Below are 19,073 nucleotides of genomic sequence, written 5' to 3'. Positions count from 1 at the left end.
AACCAGTCAGGCTTATGGCGGGGACAGGCGAAACACAACTAACAACAGAGTAAGAGACATTCTGTCGGCATAATGCGCGTTTGTTAAGAGAAGATATTGCTTTGTCATAAAAAAGCAGATCAGGGGCTGCAAAACAGCTACCCAACGACAATTTCGTGGCTCCAGGAACGCGTTAACCATCTCGCAGGCAGAGTCAAACAAGGCGAAAAGAAGCTGACGAAGCGCCTTTTACCGCGTTAAAGGGCAGTAACCCTGCTTGAGTACTCCGACGTTTTAAAACATTGCATGGCCGACGCACAGCAGATCGTTAACACGCACTCATGAAATAACATCGGAAGCACAGCTACAATCTGTGCTCCACATGATGAGCTTAAAACATCAGTTGCACTGATACCCCTCAGGCATCTCCACACTAAAATCATTTTCACTGCTTTGCATTTGGGTAAAGCGCAAGGCAGCCTGGGTAATCAGGAAGCGATAAAGCTTGTCATCACTGCAACCTTCCTTGCGGCTACTGGTGACAACCTTGAGAATGGGCTCGCCGGTACGATTATCAGGCTCGTGCCATGCCAGTGTAACCGTATAGAGCGTGGCGTTACGTAGCTCATTGGAGTAACCGACGACATCCCAAGCCATACGCGGACGGCTGACACATCGCTCCTTGTTATCCACTGTCGTACAGGTACGCTCCCAGGTGCCCGTATTGACGTAGCCATACTGCGGCTCGCGCACAGTGTAAGGCTCACTGCGTTTGCTCAGACCGAGTCGCACATAATAATCAGGCTTCGCCTTGGCAGGTAACTCTTCTACCGGGTATACAGCGCTGAATCCGCGCCCCAGCAGCGTCAGCGACAAGGATTGCAGATAGCCTTTGCCTTCAAGATCAGCATCCAGCGCCAGCACCGTGCCATTGGTGCTCACGGGCTTGTAAGGATTGACGTAGGTGTTGATCTTGCCATCCATGATGGTGGCGCATCCGGTCAGTAACAGGCTCAAAGCCATCCCCAGAATACGCTTCATAGCTTGCACCTCGGAATTGTTATAAGTGGCATATGGAAGACTGCAACATAGCGCCAGCCTGAAAGAATGGCCAGCTCGCGACCCATAGGTCCATGGTCAGCCAGGCAGAGATTTGAACTGTTATCGCAAATCGCAAAAAAGGGCAGATCACTCTGCCCTTTCCTCTCACTCTTTGAAGCTGTTAGCCTTGGCGCTGCCAGGTGGTGCCTTCACGGCTGTCATTGAGGATAATGCCCTGATCCTTCAGATAATCACGAATACGGTCAGACTCTGCAAAGTTTCTGGCTTTCTTCGCTTCGGCCCGCTGCACGATCAAATCTTCGATTTGTTCGGCGCTGATACCCGCCTCTTCCATACCGCTCTGCAGAAACGCCTCGGCTGACTGCTGGAGCAAACCGAGCACACCCCCTAGAGCGACCAGTTGACCTGCCAGTTGCTGCGCACGGTCAATATCCTCTTCCTTGCGTGCACGATTGATCTCGCGAACGATATCAAACATGACAGAAAGTGCTTCCCGGGTATTAAAATCATCATCCATCGACTCGTTGAAGCGCTGCAGATAAGCCGCCTCAACTTCAACACCGCTGCTTGCGTAGTCAAGACCACGCAAGGCGTTGTAGAAACGCTCAAGCCCCTGCCGTGCTTCCTGTAGCGAAGCTTCGCTGTAATCAATCTGGCTACGATAGTGTGTCGACGTCAGCAGATAACGGATGATTTCCGGGTTATACCGCTCCAGCACATCGCGAATGGTGAAGAAGTTACCCAGTGACTTGGACATCTTCTCGTTATCCACTCGCACAGCACCGGCATGCAGCCAGTAATTGACGTACTTCTGCCCGGTTGCCGCTTCGGACTGGGCAATTTCGTTCTCATGATGAGGGAAAGGTAAGTCTGGACCACCACCATGGATATCAAAGGTATTGCCCAGGCAGCAGGTAGACATGGCTGAGCACTCAATATGCCAGCCGGGGCGGCCTTGTCCCCAGGGAGACGACCAGCTGACTTCACCGTCTTTGGCCATCTTCCACAGCACGAAGTCCAGTGGGCTTTCCTTGTCTTCCGCCACTTCAACACGCGCACCAGCGCGCATGTCTTCCAGATTGCGGTTAGTCAGTTTGCCGTAGTCAGCAAAACGGTCAACCCGATAGTACACGTCACCTGAGCTGCCCTGATAAGCAAATCCTTTGTCGATCAGCGTCTGCACCATGTCGACGATGTCATGAATATGGCCGGTAGCGCGAGGCTCCTGATCAGGGCGAAGCACCCACAGGGCATCTTCATCTTCATGCATGGCATGAATAAAACGCTCGGTCAGACTGTCTACACTTTCACCGTTCTCTGCAGCCCGACGGATGATCTTGTCATCCACATCGGTGATGTTGCGCACATAGGTCACATCATAGCCACGGAAACGCAGGTAACGGGTGATAACGTCGAAAGACACCATGACCCTGGCGTGACCGATATGACAGTAGTCATAGACCGTGATACCGCATACATACATGCGGATCTTGCCAGGCTCGATGGGTTGGAACTCTTCCTTACGTTTCGTGAGGGTGTTGTATACCTGCAGCACCTTCGTCTCCCCGTGGGATTAAATAAAACCGGGCAGACGCTCATCACCTCTGCCCGCAGGAGGGGTGATAAAACCAGCGTTTCATCACCCTATATAGATCAGTGGGATGCGATACATCCCACCTTATTTACTGGTTTCAGCCTTTCTGCTGAATCTTGGCCCAGGAATCACGCAGGCCAACAGTGCGGTTGAATACCAGCTTGTCAGCGCTGTGGTCATAGCGATCACAGACGAAATACCCCAGACGCTCGAACTGGAAACGATCCTCCGAGCTTGCCTGTGTCAGGCTGGGCTCAGCCCAGGCAGTGGTCGTAACGACCAGCGACTCAGGGTTGATCACTTCCAGGAAGGATTTGTCCTTGTCGCCTTCAGGATCCGCCTCGGTGAACAGACGATCATACAGACGCACTTCACACTTCACGCCCTTGCTCGCCGAGACCCAGTGAATCACGCCGTTGACCTTGTATTCAGTGCTTGCACCGGCAGATGCTGGATCGTAGCTGCAACGCAGCTCAACCACATTACCCTGCTCGTCTTTGATGACTTCGTCACAACGCACCACATAGCTGCCACGCAGGCGTACATATTGCTCTGGCGCCATGCGCTTCCACTTTTTCGGGGCGACTTCAGCGAAATCTTCACGCTCGATGTAGACCTCGCGGGTCAATGGCGCAACGCGGGTGCCCATACTTTCATCCTTGGGATGATTCGACAGCACCACATCCTCGACCTTATCAGCGTCGAAGTTGGTAATAACCACTTTGACCGGGTCCAGCACACACATGGCACGTGGTGCTTTGGCATCCAGATCCTCACGAATACTGAATTCCAGGGTACCCACATCCACTACGCCATCACTACGAGTGACGCCAATGCGCTCACAGAAGTCACGCAGGGCAGCGGCGGTGTAACCACGACGACGCAGACCGGAAATGGTCGGCATGCGAGGATCATCCCAGCCGTTGACGTGCTGCTCATCCACCAGCTGCTTCAGCTTGCGCTTGGAAGTCACGGTGTAATTCAGGTTCAGACGGGCAAACTCGTACTGACGTGGTTTGCAGGGTGCGCTGATATTGTCCAGATACCATTCGTACAAGGGGCGATGGTCCTCAAACTCCAGGGTACAGATGGAGTGAGTAATACCCTCGATAGCATCCGACTGACCGTGGGTGAAGTCGTACGTGGGATAAATGCACCACTTGTCACCTGTCTGGTGATGATGAACGTGGCGCACACGGTAAATGATCGGATCACGCAGATTGATATTCGGCGATGCCATATCGATCTTGGCACGCAATACCGCTTCGCCTTCCTTATATCCACCCGCCCGCATTTTTTCGAACTCAGCAAGGCTTTCTGCGACAGGACGATCGCGATAAGGACTATGTTTGCCTGGTTCAGTCAGGGAGCCACGATACTCACGCATCTGCTCCGGCGTCAGATGGCAAACGAATGCCTTGCCGTTTTCGATCAGCTCAACCGCCCAGGTGTAGAGCTGGTCAAAGTAATCAGAGGCATAACGCACCTCTCCCGCCCAGTTGAAGCCAAGCCAGTGGATATCTTCCTTGATGGAGTCAATAAACTCCTGGCTTTCTTTCTCAGGGTTGGTGTCATCAAAACGCAGATTGCATTCGCCCTGGAAGTGTTGTGCCAGACCAAAGTTAAGGCAGATGGACTTGGCATGGCCGATATGCAGATAGCCATTGGGTTCCGGCGGGAATCGGGTAACGATCTTAGTGTGTTTGCCAGAGGCCAGATCGGCATCAATAATCTGACGCAGGAAATGGTTGGGCGCGTTATTGTCGTTGCTGCTCATAGCACCAGAGAATGTGTCCTTTAGGGCGCGGGCGCCTGTCGCCAGCGCTTAGAAAAAGTAGTCGCCTAGTGTACGGTTTCAATCCGCCCTAGACAACACAGACGCCTTCACCGGCAACCCGCAAACTGCGCGCAAATCCACCAACCATGCGCCCTGCGGCGAATTCCACGGGTCAGTACCGTTTGCACAAGCCTGAACCTTGGGCTAAAGTGCCGCACAGATTGTCCCCTGGACATCCTTTTCAGTGCCCTGTTTGGGGCCGTTTCAGGCGTTATCCGCAGAGGTCGTTCGTGCTCTGCCACCATCAGACCTGTGTGTCTGACCAGGTGGGGTTTGAACAGGTACCTGGCGGAGTAACTTAGGCATTGTCATACAGGACTGCAGCATGAGCATGGTTATTCTGAACACCAACTTCGGTGCCATCAAAATCGAACTGAATCATGAAAAGGCCCCCAAAACCGCGGCCAATTTTGAACAGTACGTGAAAGACGGCTTTTACAACGGCGTCATCTTCCATCGCGTTATCGATGGATTCATGATTCAGGGCGGCGGCTTTGAGCCAGGCATGACCCAGAAATCAACCAACGCTTCGATTGAAAACGAAGCCGACAATGGCCTGTCAAACGACGCTGGCACCATCGCCATGGCGCGTACCATGGACCCACACTCTGCTTCCGCCCAGTTCTTTATCAACGTCAGCAACAACACCTTCCTGAACCACCGTGCCAAGACCATGGATGCATGGGGCTACTGCGTATTTGGTCAGGTAGTAGAAGGCATGGACGTAGTCAACAAAATCAAGGCCGTTGCCACCACTTATAAAGGTGGTCATCAGGACGTGCCTGTAGAAGATGTGGTTATCGAGAGCGCCGAGATCGCCTGATGAGTATCCTGTTCATTTCCGACTTGCACCTGCAACCGAATCGTCCTGATATCACTCAGGGTTTGCTTGACCTGCTGGAGCAGGAAAAAGCCGCCCTTGAGCAGCTGTATATTCTGGGTGACCTGTTCGAGTACTGGATCGGCGATGACGGGATACAACCCTGGCAGGCCCCCGTGCTTCAGGCATTGAAAAGCCTTAGCGACGGTGGCTGCCAGGTATTCTTCCAGCATGGCAACCGTGATTTTCTGATCGGTGAACGCTTTGCTGCCTTGACCGGAGCCACACTACTTCCGGAAGAGTTTCTTACCACACTGTATGGCGTCCCGACGCTCCTGATGCACGGCGACAGCCTCTGTACTCGAGACTCGGCCTACATGGCCTTCCGCCAGCAGACGCGATCACCGGCCTGGATCGGTCAGGTACTGGCTATGCCACTGGCAGACAGGGTCAAACTGGCGCAGTCTCTACGTGACCAGAGCAAGATGGCCGGACAAACCAAAAGCGAAAGCATCATGGATGTCACGCCTGAAGAAGTGGACAACGCACTGCTTCGCCATCAGGCAACAGTGATGATTCACGGCCATACCCACCGCCCAGACCGCCACCCGATTATTCTTGAGCACCGTCCGCATGAACGTATTGTGCTGGGTGACTGGGATAGCCGCGGCTGGGGACTGTGGATCGACAGCAGCAACCCCGCTGACTGGCAATTGCGTTCATTCCAGCTGCCAGCCCAAACAGCCTGAGCCCTGCTCGGCTGCTGAATCCGACACTATGATTAAGTATCCTGTTCGCCTTGATAAGCTGATCGCCCACCTGACCGGAATAACCCGCTCTCAGTGCAAACAGCTACTCAGGGCAGGCGCAGCCACCATCAATGGTGAGTCCTGCCGTGATGGTGCGCACCATGTGAAGGAACAGGACAACGTTCTCTGGCAAGGAGAGGCACTGCGCAGTTCTTCTCCCCTCTACCTGTTACTTCACAAGCCAGCAGGCTATGTCAGTTCCACGACAGACAGCGAACACCTGTCGGCACTGCACCTCGTTGACGCGTCACTTCGCTCGCGCCTGCATATCGCCGGTCGGCTGGACGTGGATACCACCGGTGCGCTGCTGCTGACTGATGATGGTGACTGGTCCCATCGTGTCACTTCTCCACGTCACCAGAAATCCAAGACCTATCTGGTCACCCTTGCCCGCCCGATCCGAGAAGAAGAGCTGCTACCTCTGCGACAGGGCATCATGCTCCATGGTGAAGAGAACGCTACCCTGCCTGCTGAGGCCGTGTGGTTGTCAGATCATCAGGTCAGACTAACTATCTGCGAAGGTCGCTACCACCAGGTCAAACGCATGTTCGCTGCTATCGGCAACCACGTCTCAGCGCTGCATCGGGAGCAGGTTGGTTCCCTTACACTGGAAGGTTTGCAGGCAGGACAATGGCGACATTTGTCAGCAGCAGAGGTTGCCGCGTTCTGACAGGTCTGCCGTTTTAATTCCCCCCTTTGTTTTGCCCCCTCACATCTTGCCAACGCATCAGGTACACTGGTTGCCGCTGCTTAAGCAGCCTCTCACCTCTGTGTCTGTATACTTCATGCTGACTGGAAAACGAGTGACCTACTTATCTTTGTGGATGGACTAGAAAAACATGAGCCAGTTCTGGAGCGAGGTTGTAAACCGACTGACCCCCTACGTGCCCGGTGAACAGCCCAAGATTACCAATCTTGTCAAACTGAACACCAACGAGAACCCCTACCCGCCGTCACCGGCTGTGCTCGAAGCCATCCATCACGAAACTCATGCCAATCTGCGCCTCTATCCCGACCCCAACAGCAGCCGTCTGAAACAGGCGATTGCCGACTATCACCAGCTGAGTCTGGACCAGGTTTTTGTCGGCAATGGCTCTGATGAGGTACTCGCTCTGGTGTTTCAGGCTTTGCTAAAGCATGACAAGCCACTGCTCTACCCTGATATCACCTACAGTTTCTACCCGGTGTACTGTGGGCTATACGATATCGAGGCTGAGCTGATCCCTCTGGCAGAAGACTTCAGCATTCGTATAGAGGACTATCGGCGCCCCAACGGTGGCATTATTTTCCCTAACCCCAATGCACCTACTGGCTGCTTACTGCCACTGGCGGCGGTGGAACAACTGCTGCAGATGCACCCTGAGTCGGTAGTCGTGGTAGACGAAGCCTACATCGACTTTGGCGGCGAATCTGCGATCAGTCTGGTCAGTCAGTACCCCAACCTGCTGGTCATCCAGACACTGTCCAAGTCTCGGTCACTGGCAGGCCTGCGTGTTGGCTTCGCTGTAGGCCAGGCCGATCTGATTGATGCACTTGAGCGAGTCAAAAACAGCTTCAACTCCTATCCTCTGGATCGACTGGCTGTGGCAGGCGCTACAGCGGCCTTTGCAGATGACGCATACTTCCGTGACACCTGCAGCAAGGTCATTGCCAGCCGTGAATCACTGACGTCTTCGCTGACCCAGCTAGGTTTTGAAGTACTGCCATCGGCAGCCAACTTCATCTTCGCCCGCCATCCCCAGCGGGATGCGGTGCAGCTGGCAGCCTCGCTGCGTGAGAAAGGCATTATCGTGCGTCATTTCAAATTGCCGCGTATCGACCAGTTCCTGCGTATCTCTATTGGTACCGAAGAGGAATGCAGTGCGCTGGTAACCGAGCTGACCCGTATCCTGCATTTATAACTGGCTAGACCTGCCCTGATGCTGAGATGCCATCGGGAGCGTACATACGTTCCCGAGCACTGAAATCTGGCAAGTGGGGAATACCGCGATGTGTTCACGAACAGTCCGAAGGTATTTCCCACGCTGTACCGGACAGCCAGTGACATACTCCAGGGTTGGGAATCAGCATCAGGCGGGTTACATACAAAGAAGCGATCCGGGAAACAACTCCCTCAATTCATAGCCAAATCCGCAGATCATGAAGCTGACCGATCTTACCTCTATTCCCGTTCCGATGATTGCTGTGGCCATCGCAGCCCTGCTTGTCATCGCTCTGCTGTGGCGTCTGCTCACTCGCCGCCATCGGCACGCACCGCAGGCACTGGCGCTGAATACTCACCCGCTTGATGCCGAGCATCTGTTCATGCTGCAGGCATTGCAGCAGGCTGTCCCCGATACCTTACTCGTGCTGGCCGACATTCCGGTCGGGCGTGTCGTGGAAGCAGACCAGCGCAGTGCTGTCCAACGCCATACCGCATCGGACATGGAATCGACCCTGTTCGACTTTCTACTGATCGAAAAAGACAGTGGCAAAGTACGTGCTGCGGTCGAATATCAGGATCAGGACAGTAACCCGGCGCAACTCAGCTGGCTTGAAGAACTCTGCCATATGGTTGACCTCCCCTTGCTGACGCTGATCAAAGGGGTCAATGACAGCCCACGAGGGCTGAAAGACAAGCTGAACGAGGTACTGCAACGGCAGCGTTTCCAGCTTAAGCCGGATGATGTGCCACAGGACGACGTGCTTGCCAGCCTGGCGCAACTGGAACGTAACAAGCCCGACAATGATCCACTGGCAGGCCTATCTGCCAGCCGAGAAGCAGAGTCAGCTCCTGTGCCTGAGCGTCGTGCGGCAATGCCTCAGCAACCTGTACGCGCGGCCGCCACGCCTGTCGCCCCGCGTGAACCGACGTTCAGTGAAGCACGACATTTTGCTCCTGTACCGGCATCCCGCTTCAAGACTCCTCCACCCGACGATATCGAGTGGGATGAGCGCAACACCAATCCAGAAGTGCCCATTCTCGAGCAAATGGCTGAGCCACCCGTGCCTCAGGCCGCGCAGATACCTCGGCACAGACTGCCACTGGACGAGCTGCAGCTTAACCCGCTGGCGCCTGCCTCAATGGCTGACACCGCGACCAGAATAACCACAACCAGAATGGAAGTACCTGTTGCACCAGCCCCCACACGACCGGTCCAGCAACCCGTCAGCCCGCGCATCAACGCACCACGCCGAAGCACCAACGCCATTAATGATCTGATTGATGATGACGACCCGCCCATAAGCCTCTGACGGCACACAGCGACTTCCCACCGGTTTAACGCTTCATAAACGACTGTCCCGGCTCAAGGCCGGGACAGTCGTTTTATTACGTCAGGTGCTATTAACGCAGGCGCCGTACCCTGAATGAACGACCCTTGATCTTGCCTTCACTGAGGCCATCCAGAGCCCGGCGAGACGCATCAAACTCCACCGCCACCAAAGCGTGGAAATCAAAGATGGCAATTTTACCCACCTGACTTCCCTGCAGGCCTATCGCCCCCGTCAACGCTCCCAGAATGTCTCCGGGTCGAACTTTGTTTTTACGACCGCCGTCCAGCTGCAGGCTGACCATCGGTGCCTTGTAGGGCGCCAGTGGAATGGACAGCCATTTGGCACAGGGCTCAACCGTCAGCTCCACGTTCAGTTCTTTCTGAATCCCATCCAGTTTGTGGGCTTCACTGGCGGTCAGCAGGTTAATGACCAGACCTTCACGACCAGCTCGCCCGGTACGACCACTACGGTGAACATGAACCTCGGCATCACGGGTCATTTCGTAATTGATTACGGCCTCGACGTCATCCACATCCAGACCACGGGCAGCCACATCGGTCGCCACCAGAATGGAACAGCTGCGATTGGCAAAGCGGGCAAGTATCAGGTCTCGCTCCTTTTGCTCCTTGTCGCCATGCAAGGCCAGCGCTGAAAAACCATAGGCACGCAGAATATCAGTGACCGCCTCACTACTCTGACGGGTATTACAGAACACCACGCAGGACGCTGGCTGATAATGACTCAACAGCCCCACCAGTACTTCATCACGCTGATCCTTTTCGACCTGGATGACACGCTGCCGTATGACCGTCTGCGTATGCTGGGTATCAATTTCCACCGTCACCGGCTCACGCATGAAGTCATAGCTCAGAGTGGCAATGGAGTCTGGGTAGGTGGCAGAGAACAGCAGGCTTTGGCGGCTGCCGGGCGTCTTGCTGATGATATTGCTGATACTGTCAAAGAAGCCCATGTCCAGCATACGGTCGGCTTCATCCAGCACCAGAGTACTGACCCGGCTAAGATCCAGTGTCTGTTTACGCAAATGGTCTTCGATACGTCCCGGAGTACCGACCACTATATGCGCACCGTGCTCCAGTGAGCCGATCTGTGGGCCGATAGGCATACCCCCACACAGTGTCAGTACTTTGATATTAGGCAGAAAACGCGCCAGCTTACGCACTTCTTTTGCGACCTGATCAGCCAGCTCGCGCGTTGGACACAACACCAGCCCCTGCACCGCGTACATTGCAGGATCAAGGCGAGTCAGCATAGGCAGGGCAAATGCCAGGGTCTTACCACTACCGGTTTTCGCCTTGGCAATCACATCCTTGCCGTCCAGCGAGGCTGGCAGGCTGGCTGCCTGCACCGGCGTCATCTGCTCAAAGCCAAGATTGGCCAGGTTATCGAGCATTGAATCCGGCAACGACAGTGAAGCGAATGCCTGGCTTTCGGTCGGTGGCGTAGAGGAAGTCATGGAGAAAAACCTTAAATTGATTGGCCGTGCTGGCCGGGCCGCACAGTTTAGCAGAGATTGCAGCTATCCGCTGTTTGAAGCAGTCAGCAATTTATCTGACAAGAGCCGCAGACGTGGAGTGTGCTATTCGGCAACCTCAGCCTTCAACATTTGCTGAATCAGCTTTTCCAGCTCCAGCAGACGTTTCTGATGGATCACCTCTGCCTTCAGATAGGCTTTTCCCAGCTGCCTCAGCTCATTCAGGTTAGTGCAATGAACGCTGAGCAACTCGGCCAGGGAGTCTGAATGATTCTGGTTGGAGTCAAACATATGTTTGAGAGCGGTCTCTGCCTGCCCCAGCTGACTGTTCAGATTGAGCAACTGCTGATCCAGACTGATCAGATGAGTGCTGATATCAGGCAAGTCCTGCCCCAGTGAATAGCTGATGCCCTGCAATGTCTGCTCAAGACGAGTCGCAGCCTCGCGAAAGCGTGACAGAAACAACTCACCCTCACGATCCATGAACAGATTCAGTAACTCGTCGGGATAAAGCGCACGGGTTCGCGCATCTGTTCGCGTGGTGTACTCACCTTTCTGGGTGCAGTAAGGCTTGTGCTTGCCAGAGGGAATTTCAATACGCAGGAAGGGCCTGGTTGACAGGTTTTCAACATAAATCTGAATGTCGATGTTAGGTATGCAGTCGGATGCCTTGTTCAGGATCAGCAGCCGTGCATCATCATCGACCGGGCAGCCAACCACCCGGCCGCGTTGCACACCGCTGGTAGTGGTGTACTCTTCCACGCCCACCAGCAGTGCACCACCCTCCGCTGAATTGGCGAACGCCACCAGCAAATGGCTTTTAATTCCACTCAAGTCACGCTTGAAGTCCACACCGCTACCTTCCGGCATGGACAACAGGTGCCTGGCTCTTCGGCTGATGCCGCGAAACTCTCGCCGCGACAGTGGGCGAAGACTGATCTGTTTGCTATCAGGCGCTGTAGTGGACATCGTTGAAGGGGTCCAGCGGGGTGCTGCGACGGGCATCGCGCTCACTGAACAATTGCTGCCCCACTACATTCAGCCCTTTGCGGTGAAACCACCAGTCAATCTCGGTCTTCCGCTCACGAAGGCGCCCCAGTGCCATCTTCTCGCGGAACAGCACAAAGAAATGCACGAAGAAGAAAGCCAGGCTCATTCCCAGAAACACATCAGAATGAAAAGCGAACAGCACAGCAATGATACCCATAATCCACCAGCGCCCTTCGCTGGCATGCTTATGCGCCGCTTCGGCTTCCGCCAGCCGGTCGTTGAACGACACAGCGCGGCGATATTGCTGCTGTAACGCATACTTGTCTTCAGGATTAAGCATAAATTCCATAAAAGGTCCTTATCTACATGGACAGACTTTTTTGCACAGAGTGAGCTGCACAATTCAGGCCCACCTTACAAACATAGTCCAAGATGAAACAAAAGGAGCACGCTGGAAGCCTGCTCCTTTACTCATCTCAGGCCAGACTCTTGCTTACGATTTCGTATACATCCTTGGATAACGGCTGCGCCGCAATACGTTCCAGCGCTGCACGCATCTGCGCCTGACGAGCAGTCGGATACCGGCGCCAGCGGGTCAACGGCGTCACCATACGTGATGCCAGTTGTGGATTCATCGGGTCAAGATGAATCACCTGATCCGCCAGGAATTCATAACCTGCGCCATCAGCACGGTGGAAACCAACCGAACTCTGGCCATAAGCCCCGAGCACCGAACGCACCTTGTTAGGGTTACGCCAGTCGAAGGCCGCATGCTGTAACAGACTCTGTACCTTGGCCAGCGTTCCTTCCCCCGCTACCGACGCCTGGAGTGACAACCACTGGTTAACGACCAGCGCATCTTCACTCCAGCGCCCGTAGAATTGCCCGAGCAGTTCATCGGCCACTGTGGTGAAGGGGCTGTGCACCACAGCGGCCAGGGCTCCCATGCTGTCAGTCATGTTATCGGCTTCAGCGTATTGCTGCCGAACCAGCTCCAAGGCCTCCTCACGCTCGGTCGCCAGCAGGTAACCGAGACACAGATTGTTCAGCGCGCGCTGACCGATAGACGAACCGTGGAAGGCATAGACACCATCCGGTTCAGTAGCATGGTAACGCTCACGGAAACGCGCACAGAGTGCATCGGCAAGCACTTTCCGTACCCGGCGACGGGCCTGATGAATGGCTTCCACGTCGATAACCTGGGCATTCTCAGCCAGATAAGCCTCGCTGGGCAGTGTCAGCACCTTGGCGGCCACGGCATAGTCCAGATCGGTATCGTCCAGCACCCGCTCAAACGCTGCGATCAGCGCCGGATCAACCTCTAACTCTTCGCCTGCCTGAATCGCGCCAATCTGCTCCTGCAGGACCGCCATAGCCAGACGCTGGCCCGCTTCCCAGCGATTGAAGCCATCGGTATCGTGGCTCATCAGGAAGCTCAGCTCCTCGCGACTATAGGGATAGTCCAGCTTCACCGGTGCAGAGAATCCGCGCAGCAGGCTGGGAATCGGTCGCTGGGTGATACCTTTGAACATGAAGCGCTGTTCAGCTTCAGTGACATCCAGCACCAGGGTAGAGTCCCCCTGCAAGTGATGCTCGGTGCCATCGGGGTACAGCAGGCCAACAGCCAGTGGAATATGGAATGGCAGTTTCTGCTCCTGACCGGGAGTAGCCGGGCAGCTCTGGCGGACATCCAGATAGTAGGTCCCTGTCGCGGCATCATACTCGTCAGTCACCTGCAGACGCGGCGTGCCCGCCTGCGTGTACCAGCGCATAAACTGGCTCAGGTCACGGCCACTGACCTCTTCCATGCAACGCACGAAATCATCACAGGTAACGGCCTGGCCATCAAAACGCTCAAAGTACAGATCACTGCCCAGACGGAACAGTTCTGCCCCCAGCAGCGTGTGGATCATGCGCACCACTTCTGCGCCCTTCTCATAGATGGTCAGGGTGTAGAAGTTGGAAATTTCCATGTAGTTATCAGGGCGTACAGGATGGGAGGTCGGGCCTGCATCCTCGGCAAACTGTGCCGTACGTAACAGAGTCACATCTTCAATACGCTTGACGGCTGCCGAGCCCATATCGGAGGAAAACTGACTGTCACGGAATACCGTGAAGCCCTCTTTAAGACTGAGCTGGAACCAGTCTCGGCAGGTCACACGGTTACCGGACCAGTTGTGGAAATATTCGTGGGCGACGATGGCTTCAATACGCTGAAAACCGGCATCAGTCGTTGTATCGGCACGGGCCAGCACACAGGAAGAGTTGAAGATATTGAGGCTTTTGTTCTCCATCGCGCCCATGTTGAAGTCATCAACCGCGACGATATTGAACAGGTCCAGATCATACTCGCGACCGTAGGTTTCCTCGTCCCACTTCATTGAGCGCTGCAACGCGCCCATGGCAAATTCTGTCTTACTGATGTTCCTGGCTTCGGTGTACAGACGCAGTGTCACCGCGCGTCCGCTCATGGTGGTGAAGCTGTCTTCGATGTGTTGCAGATCACCAGCAACAAGGGCAAACAGATAGCTCGGTTTGCGGAAAGGGTCATGCCATACAGCAAAGTGACGGCCATTTTCCAGCTCACCCTGCTCCACCAGATTACCGTTAGACAACAGAACCGGATACAGCGCCTTGTCGGCCTCGATACGGGTGGTGAACACACTCATGACATCGGGACGGTCGGGATAGAGCGTGATCTGACGGAAGCCTTCCGCCTCACACTGAGTGCAATACATGCTGCTGGATTTGTACAAGCCTTCGAGCGTGGTGTTGTTCTGCGGCTGCAACTGGGTCAGAACAGTCAGGGTCGCTTCATCGGGTACCGCTTCGATCACCCAGTCTTCGCCATTTACCCGATAGCCAGACTCATGCAACAGCTCTCCGTTGACCTCAACGCGCAACACCTCCGCATGCTGCCCGCCATTGAGCACCAGTTGCCCGGGGTGCTGACGCTTTATACGCAAATGGCTAAGAACCTGACACTGTTCCTCGAACAGGGAGAACGTCAGCTCGACACTTTCCACACTGAATGCAGGCGGCTGGTAATCCTTCAGATAAACTGTTTTGGCGTTATCCTGACTCATCATTTACCTCTCCGTAATCCTGATTCTTATTGAATTCGGTATCTTGCAAAAATCGCTTGTGCACTGCGTTACCTGGAACGACATGGCATCTGACTACATAGCACCACAGCATGTCAGACCGCTTACCGCCTGAGAAAATGCCCGCGTTATCTGACCTCGATTTGTACCTCGTAGGCAGTGAATTTGCGGATATTGATGACGCCGGTATCCAGCAGCCAGTACTGGCCCTTAATGCCCAGCAGGGTGCCACTGACTTCTGCTGTCTTATCCAGATTCAGCGCTTTGATCTTGTCGGGATACCTTAACACCGGATAGCGAATATGGGCTGTCTGCACATCTGTTACAGGTTGTAAGGACTGCAGCCCGAAACGGCGACTCAGGCCATTCAACTCGGTGGCAAAGCGTTCAAAAAGTTCATCTCGCAACGCCTGCAGGTCGACCTCTTCTGGCTCACCTTTGAGCATGCGTTGCCAGGCAGTGCGATCACTTATACAGGTACGCAGCAGCGCTTCTACACAACCGGCCTGATGGCGAGTGCGTGTTCGCATGATCGGCAAGGCCCAGGAAGCACCCTGATCCAGCCATCGGGTAGGCAGCTGACTGTAGCGGGTAATGCCCACTTTGGTGGCTGAGGTATTGGAAAGGTAAACGAAGTGGTCATTCATACAGACCGACTCTGCCCACTCCGGCTCCCGACAGGTTCCCTGATCGTAGTGACAGGTCACCGGATTCATCATGCAGGTATCACAACTGGCCAGACGGCTGAAGCAGGGATAGCAGTACCCCTGATTAAAGCTTTTGCGGGTCAGCCGACCGCACTCGACGCAGTGAATCGCCCCCGTAAAACGCAGCTTTACTTCACGCCCAAGCAACGGAGGCATCAACAGCGGCGCTGCACTGGCATCCCCCTGATTACGCAGGCTCAGGCTATAAGTCACTGCACCACTACCATCTGCCGCCAGCTCGGCAGCCATCTTGCGCAAGTTGCCCTGTGCCAGAATCGACCCATCTTGCGATTTCGCAGCGGCGCTGTACCCAATGTCGTTACCCTCAGCACCTGCAGGTGCTGCAATAAAAAGATCCCCAGTCATCAGTGCTTGATAATCAGGTTAGGGTCTTTCTTGCCCAAGGCGGCCAGCGGATCAGCCCCGTGCTGGGTGCCATCGGCACGAGTACGATCGATAAAACCGATACGCTCGCTTTCTGGCAGGTTCATTTCACTCCAGGTAATGATGGCCTCCAGACACAGGCTGCGCTGCTCTTCAGTAAGGCGCTGACCATTAGGCCACTTACCCAGCTCCACAGCACGCTTGAGGTTTTCGTAGATTTCGGGGGTCATTGACCGCACCAGCGATTCATAATCCATCGATATTACCTTTGTTACTCTGGCCAGATCGCCACGAGCTTTTACTACTTTCAAGTAGGTTTGGAACAATACTTCCTAAGCCATACCGGCACAGGCTGTCGTTATCGCACTCTCTGTGGACGGAGCAAGTGAGTGCCGAAGGCTAGTAGCAAGCCACTGCATAGACCTGCCAAATGAGCCTCGTTCCCCACTTGCCCCATCCCCAGTGAAGCGGGAACATCCAGATAGCCTAATACCAGCCAGAAAATCATAAAGCCAAAAAGAGCAGGAGGCATATTCAATGACTGCGCAGGGCGCAGACGGTCCCACAGCCAGATAAAACCCAGCAAGCCGTAAACCACGCCAGACAAACCACCAAACCTCACCACACCAGCCCAGTACTGTGCCAGATTAGCAATAACGCCAACGCCAGCTATCGCCAGCAACAGCCAGATACGACCAAAAGCGGGCTCCAGGCGCTTGCCCGACTCCCAAATCCACAGACTATTGAAAACGATATGCAGCAAGCTGAAATGCAGAAAAATTGGCGTTAGCAGACGCCACCACTGCCCTGACTCCAGCATCAGCTGTAACGTCCCTGCACTGGCCTGATTACCTTGGATATAAACCGGCACAATGGTGAACCAGTAAAAAGTCTCATCATAGTCACCGAGTCCTGTCAGCAAAGTGATCGCCAGGGTCAGCAACAGCACACTGATGGTAACGGGCAACTGTCTCCACAGACGCAGAAAGCCATTCATAAACTAATGGGAACCTCTTGCAGCTCAGTATCGTTGGGTTTGACATCAACCCAGACAAATTTACCGGGATGAATGCGATGCTCGGTGTCCATGCGATATGCCACCAGCTTGCCGTATTTGACGGCACTGTAGTCCAGGCAGGCGATATTGTTGGTCAGCGGTGCAGGGTGCCCTTCCCGCCAGTAGTGGCCGATAAACAGTGGCGGGTGTTCTGCTCCGTAATAGAGCAGTCTGGCACGGTCATAACTGCTTATTGGCATGACGGCGATGTCTTCTGGCAGGGGATCCGGCTGAAACAGTACCTCGCCGTATGTCTGCGGGTTGTCCAGCCAGTAGCTGGTACGAAAGAAGCGGCGATGCACACCATCGCGGCTGGAAATAAAGCGACCATCAGGTAAGCGCAGATCGGTACCACGCATCAGGCGCTCTGCCACGTCAAACTCGAAACTGCCGGGCGTCACTGAGCGCAGAAGAAAATCATGATCCATCACGCCGTTCGGGCAGCGCTCTGCAAAACGTCGTATCAGCGCATCGTCCCAACAGGCATGCACCACCCGAAAATGGGTTTCCTCAATGAACAGCGGCAAGGTCATAAACCACTGCAGGAACGTCTCCCACTCATGCTGATAGAGCGCAAACTGCGCCAGCGTTTCACGAATCATGCGCTCGTGACGAGCATTGTGCTCGCGCAGTGGCTGCTTTCCCGGCCCCTTATCAGTATGAGTACAATAGCAGATGGCATTGTATTCATGGTTACCCATGACCATCCGCGCCTCGCCTGCATCGACCATATTCTTGACGATATGCAGCGCCTCACGGATACGCGGGCCGCGGTCAACAATATCACCGAGGAAAATTGCCTTGCGCTGGGGATGCCTGAACACACCATCACACTGACGGTAGCCCAGTTTTTTTAACAGCCGCACCAGGGTATTGGCACAACCATGTACATCACCGATCAGATCGAAGCCTGAGGATTCCTGCTGTAGCCCCACATCACCCTCCCTGATCGGCAGTCCATCCAAGTTTGTTCCGACAGGTGTCATAGAAGTTGTAGTTGACCGGATGAATCAGACGCAGTTTGTGCGGCCGCTTGTGGATACGGATCACGTCACCCGGTGCACAGTTGATATGAATCTGACCATCGCAGCTTATATGGGGATAGGTCGCGTTCTTTTCACTGATGACAATTTTCAGCTCAGCATTACCGTCCACGACAATAGGACGGCTGCTCAGGGTATGGGGGAACATGGGCACGATGACAATGGCATCCAGTTTGGGATGCATGATGGGACCGCCACCGGACAGGGAATAGGCCGTCGAGCCGGTGGGCGTAGAGATAATCAGGCCATCGGAGCGCTGGTGGTAGACAAACTGACCATCGATATAGAGGTCGAAGGCAATCATTCGCGTTGACTTGCCGGGATGCAGAATGACATCGTTGAGACCAATGCCCTCACCGATGACCTCATCCTTGCGTCGCACCTGCGCACCAATCAGGAAGCGGCTTTCCGAGGTATAGCGGCCCGCCAGCACATCCATCATTTTTTCTTCGACTTCATCCGGCGAAATGTCTGTCAGAAAGCCCAGACGCCCCCGGTTGACACCCACCACGGGCACACCGTGTTTGGCCAGCGCACGCGCGGCGCCAAGCAGCGAACCATCACCGCCGACAACGACGACCAGATCAGTGATCTCGCCCATGATTTTCATACCTGCCACCTGTTGATTGTGACCAGGCATGACCGAGGCAATGCTCTCTTCCAGAATCGGGTTTAATCCCTGCTGCTGCAGAAAGCGCGATAAGCGTCTGACGGTATCGATCACCTGAGGGCTTCCCAGGCGGCCGATCAGACCTACATTGTGAAACTGTTCCATACCTGCCTCTTACCTGTGCCTGAGGGCATCCACCCTGCCGCGATGAAGCATCAACCCCAGAAAAACCGCCACACACTACTGCCTAAGCGGGTGTTCAGCAACCCCAAAGCACCCTGCAGCCAGCCCGTAACCAGCAACACTTAATTTAGCAGCCCTCCTGCCAAT

The 19,073-nt window shown here is 54.7% G+C and carries 17 protein-coding genes; 5 read left to right on the top strand and 12 right to left on the bottom strand.

The features are described from left to right. Positions 1–378 precede the first annotated feature (378 nt). The 3 genes from QCD60_RS21690 to QCD60_RS21680 all read right to left on the bottom strand — a co-directional run bounded on the left by QCD60_RS21690 (position 379) and on the right by QCD60_RS21680 (position 4,412). Positions 379–1,020, bottom strand: coding sequence for a hypothetical protein (locus QCD60_RS21690; protein ID WP_279788342.1), 642 nt, complete (start codon positions 1,018–1,020; stop codon positions 379–381). Between the two features lie 181 nt (positions 1,021–1,201). After that, complete coding sequence (gene cysS / locus QCD60_RS21685) at positions 1,202–2,593, bottom strand: cysteine--tRNA ligase (protein ID WP_279791051.1); 1,392 nt, start codon at positions 2,591–2,593, stop codon at positions 1,202–1,204. 139 nt (positions 2,594–2,732) lie between these two features. Further along, entirely contained in the window at positions 2,733–4,412 is a 1,680-nt protein-coding gene (locus QCD60_RS21680) for a glutamine--tRNA ligase/YqeY domain fusion protein (RefSeq protein ID WP_279788341.1), read from the bottom strand. 391 nt (positions 4,413–4,803) lie between these two features. Between QCD60_RS21680 and QCD60_RS21675 the strand changes: the two genes are divergently transcribed. The 5 genes from QCD60_RS21675 (at position 4,804) to QCD60_RS21655 (ending at position 9,335) form a co-directional block, all read left to right on the top strand. Continuing rightward, positions 4,804–5,295, top strand: coding sequence for a peptidylprolyl isomerase (locus QCD60_RS21675; protein ID WP_279791050.1), 492 nt, complete (start codon positions 4,804–4,806; stop codon positions 5,293–5,295). Continuing rightward, positions 5,295–6,041: a UDP-2,3-diacylglucosamine diphosphatase gene (locus QCD60_RS21670; RefSeq protein WP_279788340.1), complete on the top strand. Its 747-nt coding sequence runs from the start codon at positions 5,295–5,297 to the stop codon at positions 6,039–6,041. The genes QCD60_RS21675 and QCD60_RS21670 overlap by 1 nt, the downstream gene beginning before the upstream one ends. A 28-nt stretch (positions 6,042–6,069) precedes the next feature. Continuing rightward, on the top strand, positions 6,070–6,771 hold the full coding sequence (locus QCD60_RS21665; protein WP_279788339.1) for a pseudouridine synthase: 702 nt from the start codon (positions 6,070–6,072) through the stop codon (positions 6,769–6,771). 169 nt (positions 6,772–6,940) lie between these two features. After that, positions 6,941–8,002, top strand: a complete 1,062-nt coding sequence (hisC, locus tag QCD60_RS21660) for a histidinol-phosphate transaminase (protein WP_279788337.1) — start codon at positions 6,941–6,943, stop codon at positions 8,000–8,002. Positions 8,003–8,240: 238 nt separating this feature from the next. Next, a complete protein-coding gene (locus QCD60_RS21655) occupies positions 8,241–9,335 on the top strand; it encodes a DUF2726 domain-containing protein (protein WP_279788335.1) in 1,095 nt (364 codons plus the stop codon). 91 nt (positions 9,336–9,426) lie between these two features. On the opposite strand, the gene dbpA is transcribed toward QCD60_RS21655, so the two are convergent. The 9 genes from dbpA to QCD60_RS21610 all read right to left on the bottom strand — a co-directional run bounded on the left by dbpA (position 9,427) and on the right by QCD60_RS21610 (position 18,908). Then, positions 9,427–10,830 carry an ATP-dependent RNA helicase DbpA gene (gene dbpA / locus QCD60_RS21650; RefSeq protein ID WP_104154163.1) on the bottom strand — a complete coding sequence of 468 codons (1,404 nt, stop codon included), beginning with the start codon at positions 10,828–10,830 and terminating at the stop codon, positions 9,427–9,429. Between the two features lie 123 nt (positions 10,831–10,953). Beyond that, positions 10,954–11,817 (bottom strand): ATP-binding protein, encoded by an 864-nt coding sequence (locus QCD60_RS21645; protein ID WP_279788332.1) that lies wholly within the window; start codon positions 11,815–11,817, stop codon positions 10,954–10,956. After that, positions 11,798–12,187, bottom strand: a complete 390-nt coding sequence (locus QCD60_RS21640; RefSeq protein ID WP_279788330.1) for a hypothetical protein — start codon at positions 12,185–12,187, stop codon at positions 11,798–11,800. Before QCD60_RS21640 ends, QCD60_RS21645 begins: the two co-directional genes overlap by 20 nt. A gap of 127 nt (positions 12,188–12,314) precedes the next feature. Continuing rightward, positions 12,315–14,927: an aminopeptidase N gene (gene pepN, locus QCD60_RS21635; protein WP_347950247.1), complete on the bottom strand. Its 2,613-nt coding sequence runs from the start codon at positions 14,925–14,927 to the stop codon at positions 12,315–12,317. 143 nt (positions 14,928–15,070) lie between these two features. Further along, positions 15,071–16,015, bottom strand: coding sequence for a DUF2797 domain-containing protein (locus tag QCD60_RS21630; RefSeq protein WP_279788328.1), 945 nt, complete (start codon positions 16,013–16,015; stop codon positions 15,071–15,073). Then, entirely contained in the window at positions 16,015–16,290 is a 276-nt protein-coding gene (locus QCD60_RS21625; RefSeq protein WP_279788326.1) for a DUF1315 family protein, read from the bottom strand. The genes QCD60_RS21630 and QCD60_RS21625 overlap by 1 nt, the downstream gene beginning before the upstream one ends. 101 nt (positions 16,291–16,391) lie before the next feature. Next, on the bottom strand, positions 16,392–17,030 hold the full coding sequence (locus QCD60_RS21620; RefSeq protein ID WP_279788324.1) for a rhomboid family intramembrane serine protease: 639 nt from the start codon (positions 17,028–17,030) through the stop codon (positions 16,392–16,394). Then, positions 17,027–18,055: a metallophosphoesterase gene (locus QCD60_RS21615; RefSeq protein WP_279788322.1), complete on the bottom strand. Its 1,029-nt coding sequence runs from the start codon at positions 18,053–18,055 to the stop codon at positions 17,027–17,029. The genes QCD60_RS21620 and QCD60_RS21615 overlap by 4 nt, the downstream gene beginning before the upstream one ends. Next, the gene (locus QCD60_RS21610; protein ID WP_104154172.1) at positions 18,027–18,908 is read right to left on the bottom strand and encodes an NAD(+) kinase; all 882 of its coding nucleotides are present in this window, start codon (positions 18,906–18,908) and stop codon (positions 18,027–18,029) included. Before QCD60_RS21610 ends, QCD60_RS21615 begins: the two co-directional genes overlap by 29 nt. Positions 18,909–19,073 lie beyond the last annotated feature (165 nt).

Origin of the sequence: Pokkaliibacter sp. MBI-7 (assembly GCF_029846635.1) — a bacterium.
Lineage (GTDB): Bacteria > Pseudomonadota > Gammaproteobacteria > Pseudomonadales > Balneatricaceae > Pokkaliibacter.
Note: the sequence above shows the minus strand (reverse complement) of the source record. Positions and strands in the feature narration are given on the sequence as shown.

Excerpts from the sequence above, each read along its gene's own strand:
- QCD60_RS21690 (WP_279788342.1), bottom strand. The coding sequence starts at position 1,020 with ATGAAGCGTATTCTGGGGATGGCTTTGAGCCTGTTACTGACCGGATGC.
- QCD60_RS21680 (WP_279788341.1), bottom strand. The coding sequence starts at position 4,412 with ATGAGCAGCAACGACAATAACGCGCCCAACCATTTCCTGCGTCAGATT.
- QCD60_RS21675 (WP_279791050.1), top strand. The coding sequence starts at position 4,804 with ATGGTTATTCTGAACACCAACTTCGGTGCCATCAAAATCGAACTGAAT.
- QCD60_RS21670 (WP_279788340.1), top strand. The coding sequence starts at position 5,295 with ATGAGTATCCTGTTCATTTCCGACTTGCACCTGCAACCGAATCGTCCT.
- QCD60_RS21665 (WP_279788339.1), top strand. The coding sequence starts at position 6,070 with ATGATTAAGTATCCTGTTCGCCTTGATAAGCTGATCGCCCACCTGACC.
- hisC (WP_279788337.1), top strand. The coding sequence starts at position 6,941 with ATGAGCCAGTTCTGGAGCGAGGTTGTAAACCGACTGACCCCCTACGTG.
- QCD60_RS21655 (WP_279788335.1), top strand. The coding sequence starts at position 8,241 with ATGAAGCTGACCGATCTTACCTCTATTCCCGTTCCGATGATTGCTGTG.
- dbpA (WP_104154163.1), bottom strand. The coding sequence starts at position 10,830 with ATGACTTCCTCTACGCCACCGACCGAAAGCCAGGCATTCGCTTCACTG.
- QCD60_RS21645 (WP_279788332.1), bottom strand. The coding sequence starts at position 11,817 with ATGTCCACTACAGCGCCTGATAGCAAACAGATCAGTCTTCGCCCACTG.
- QCD60_RS21640 (WP_279788330.1), bottom strand. The coding sequence starts at position 12,187 with ATGGAATTTATGCTTAATCCTGAAGACAAGTATGCGTTACAGCAGCAA.
- pepN (WP_347950247.1), bottom strand. The coding sequence starts at position 14,927 with ATGATGAGTCAGGATAACGCCAAAACAGTTTATCTGAAGGATTACCAG.
- QCD60_RS21630 (WP_279788328.1), bottom strand. The coding sequence starts at position 16,015 with ATGACTGGGGATCTTTTTATTGCAGCACCTGCAGGTGCTGAGGGTAAC.
- QCD60_RS21625 (WP_279788326.1), bottom strand. The coding sequence starts at position 16,290 with ATGGATTATGAATCGCTGGTGCGGTCAATGACCCCCGAAATCTACGAA.
- QCD60_RS21620 (WP_279788324.1), bottom strand. The coding sequence starts at position 17,030 with ATGAATGGCTTTCTGCGTCTGTGGAGACAGTTGCCCGTTACCATCAGT.
- QCD60_RS21610 (WP_104154172.1), bottom strand. The coding sequence starts at position 18,908 with ATGGAACAGTTTCACAATGTAGGTCTGATCGGCCGCCTGGGAAGCCCT.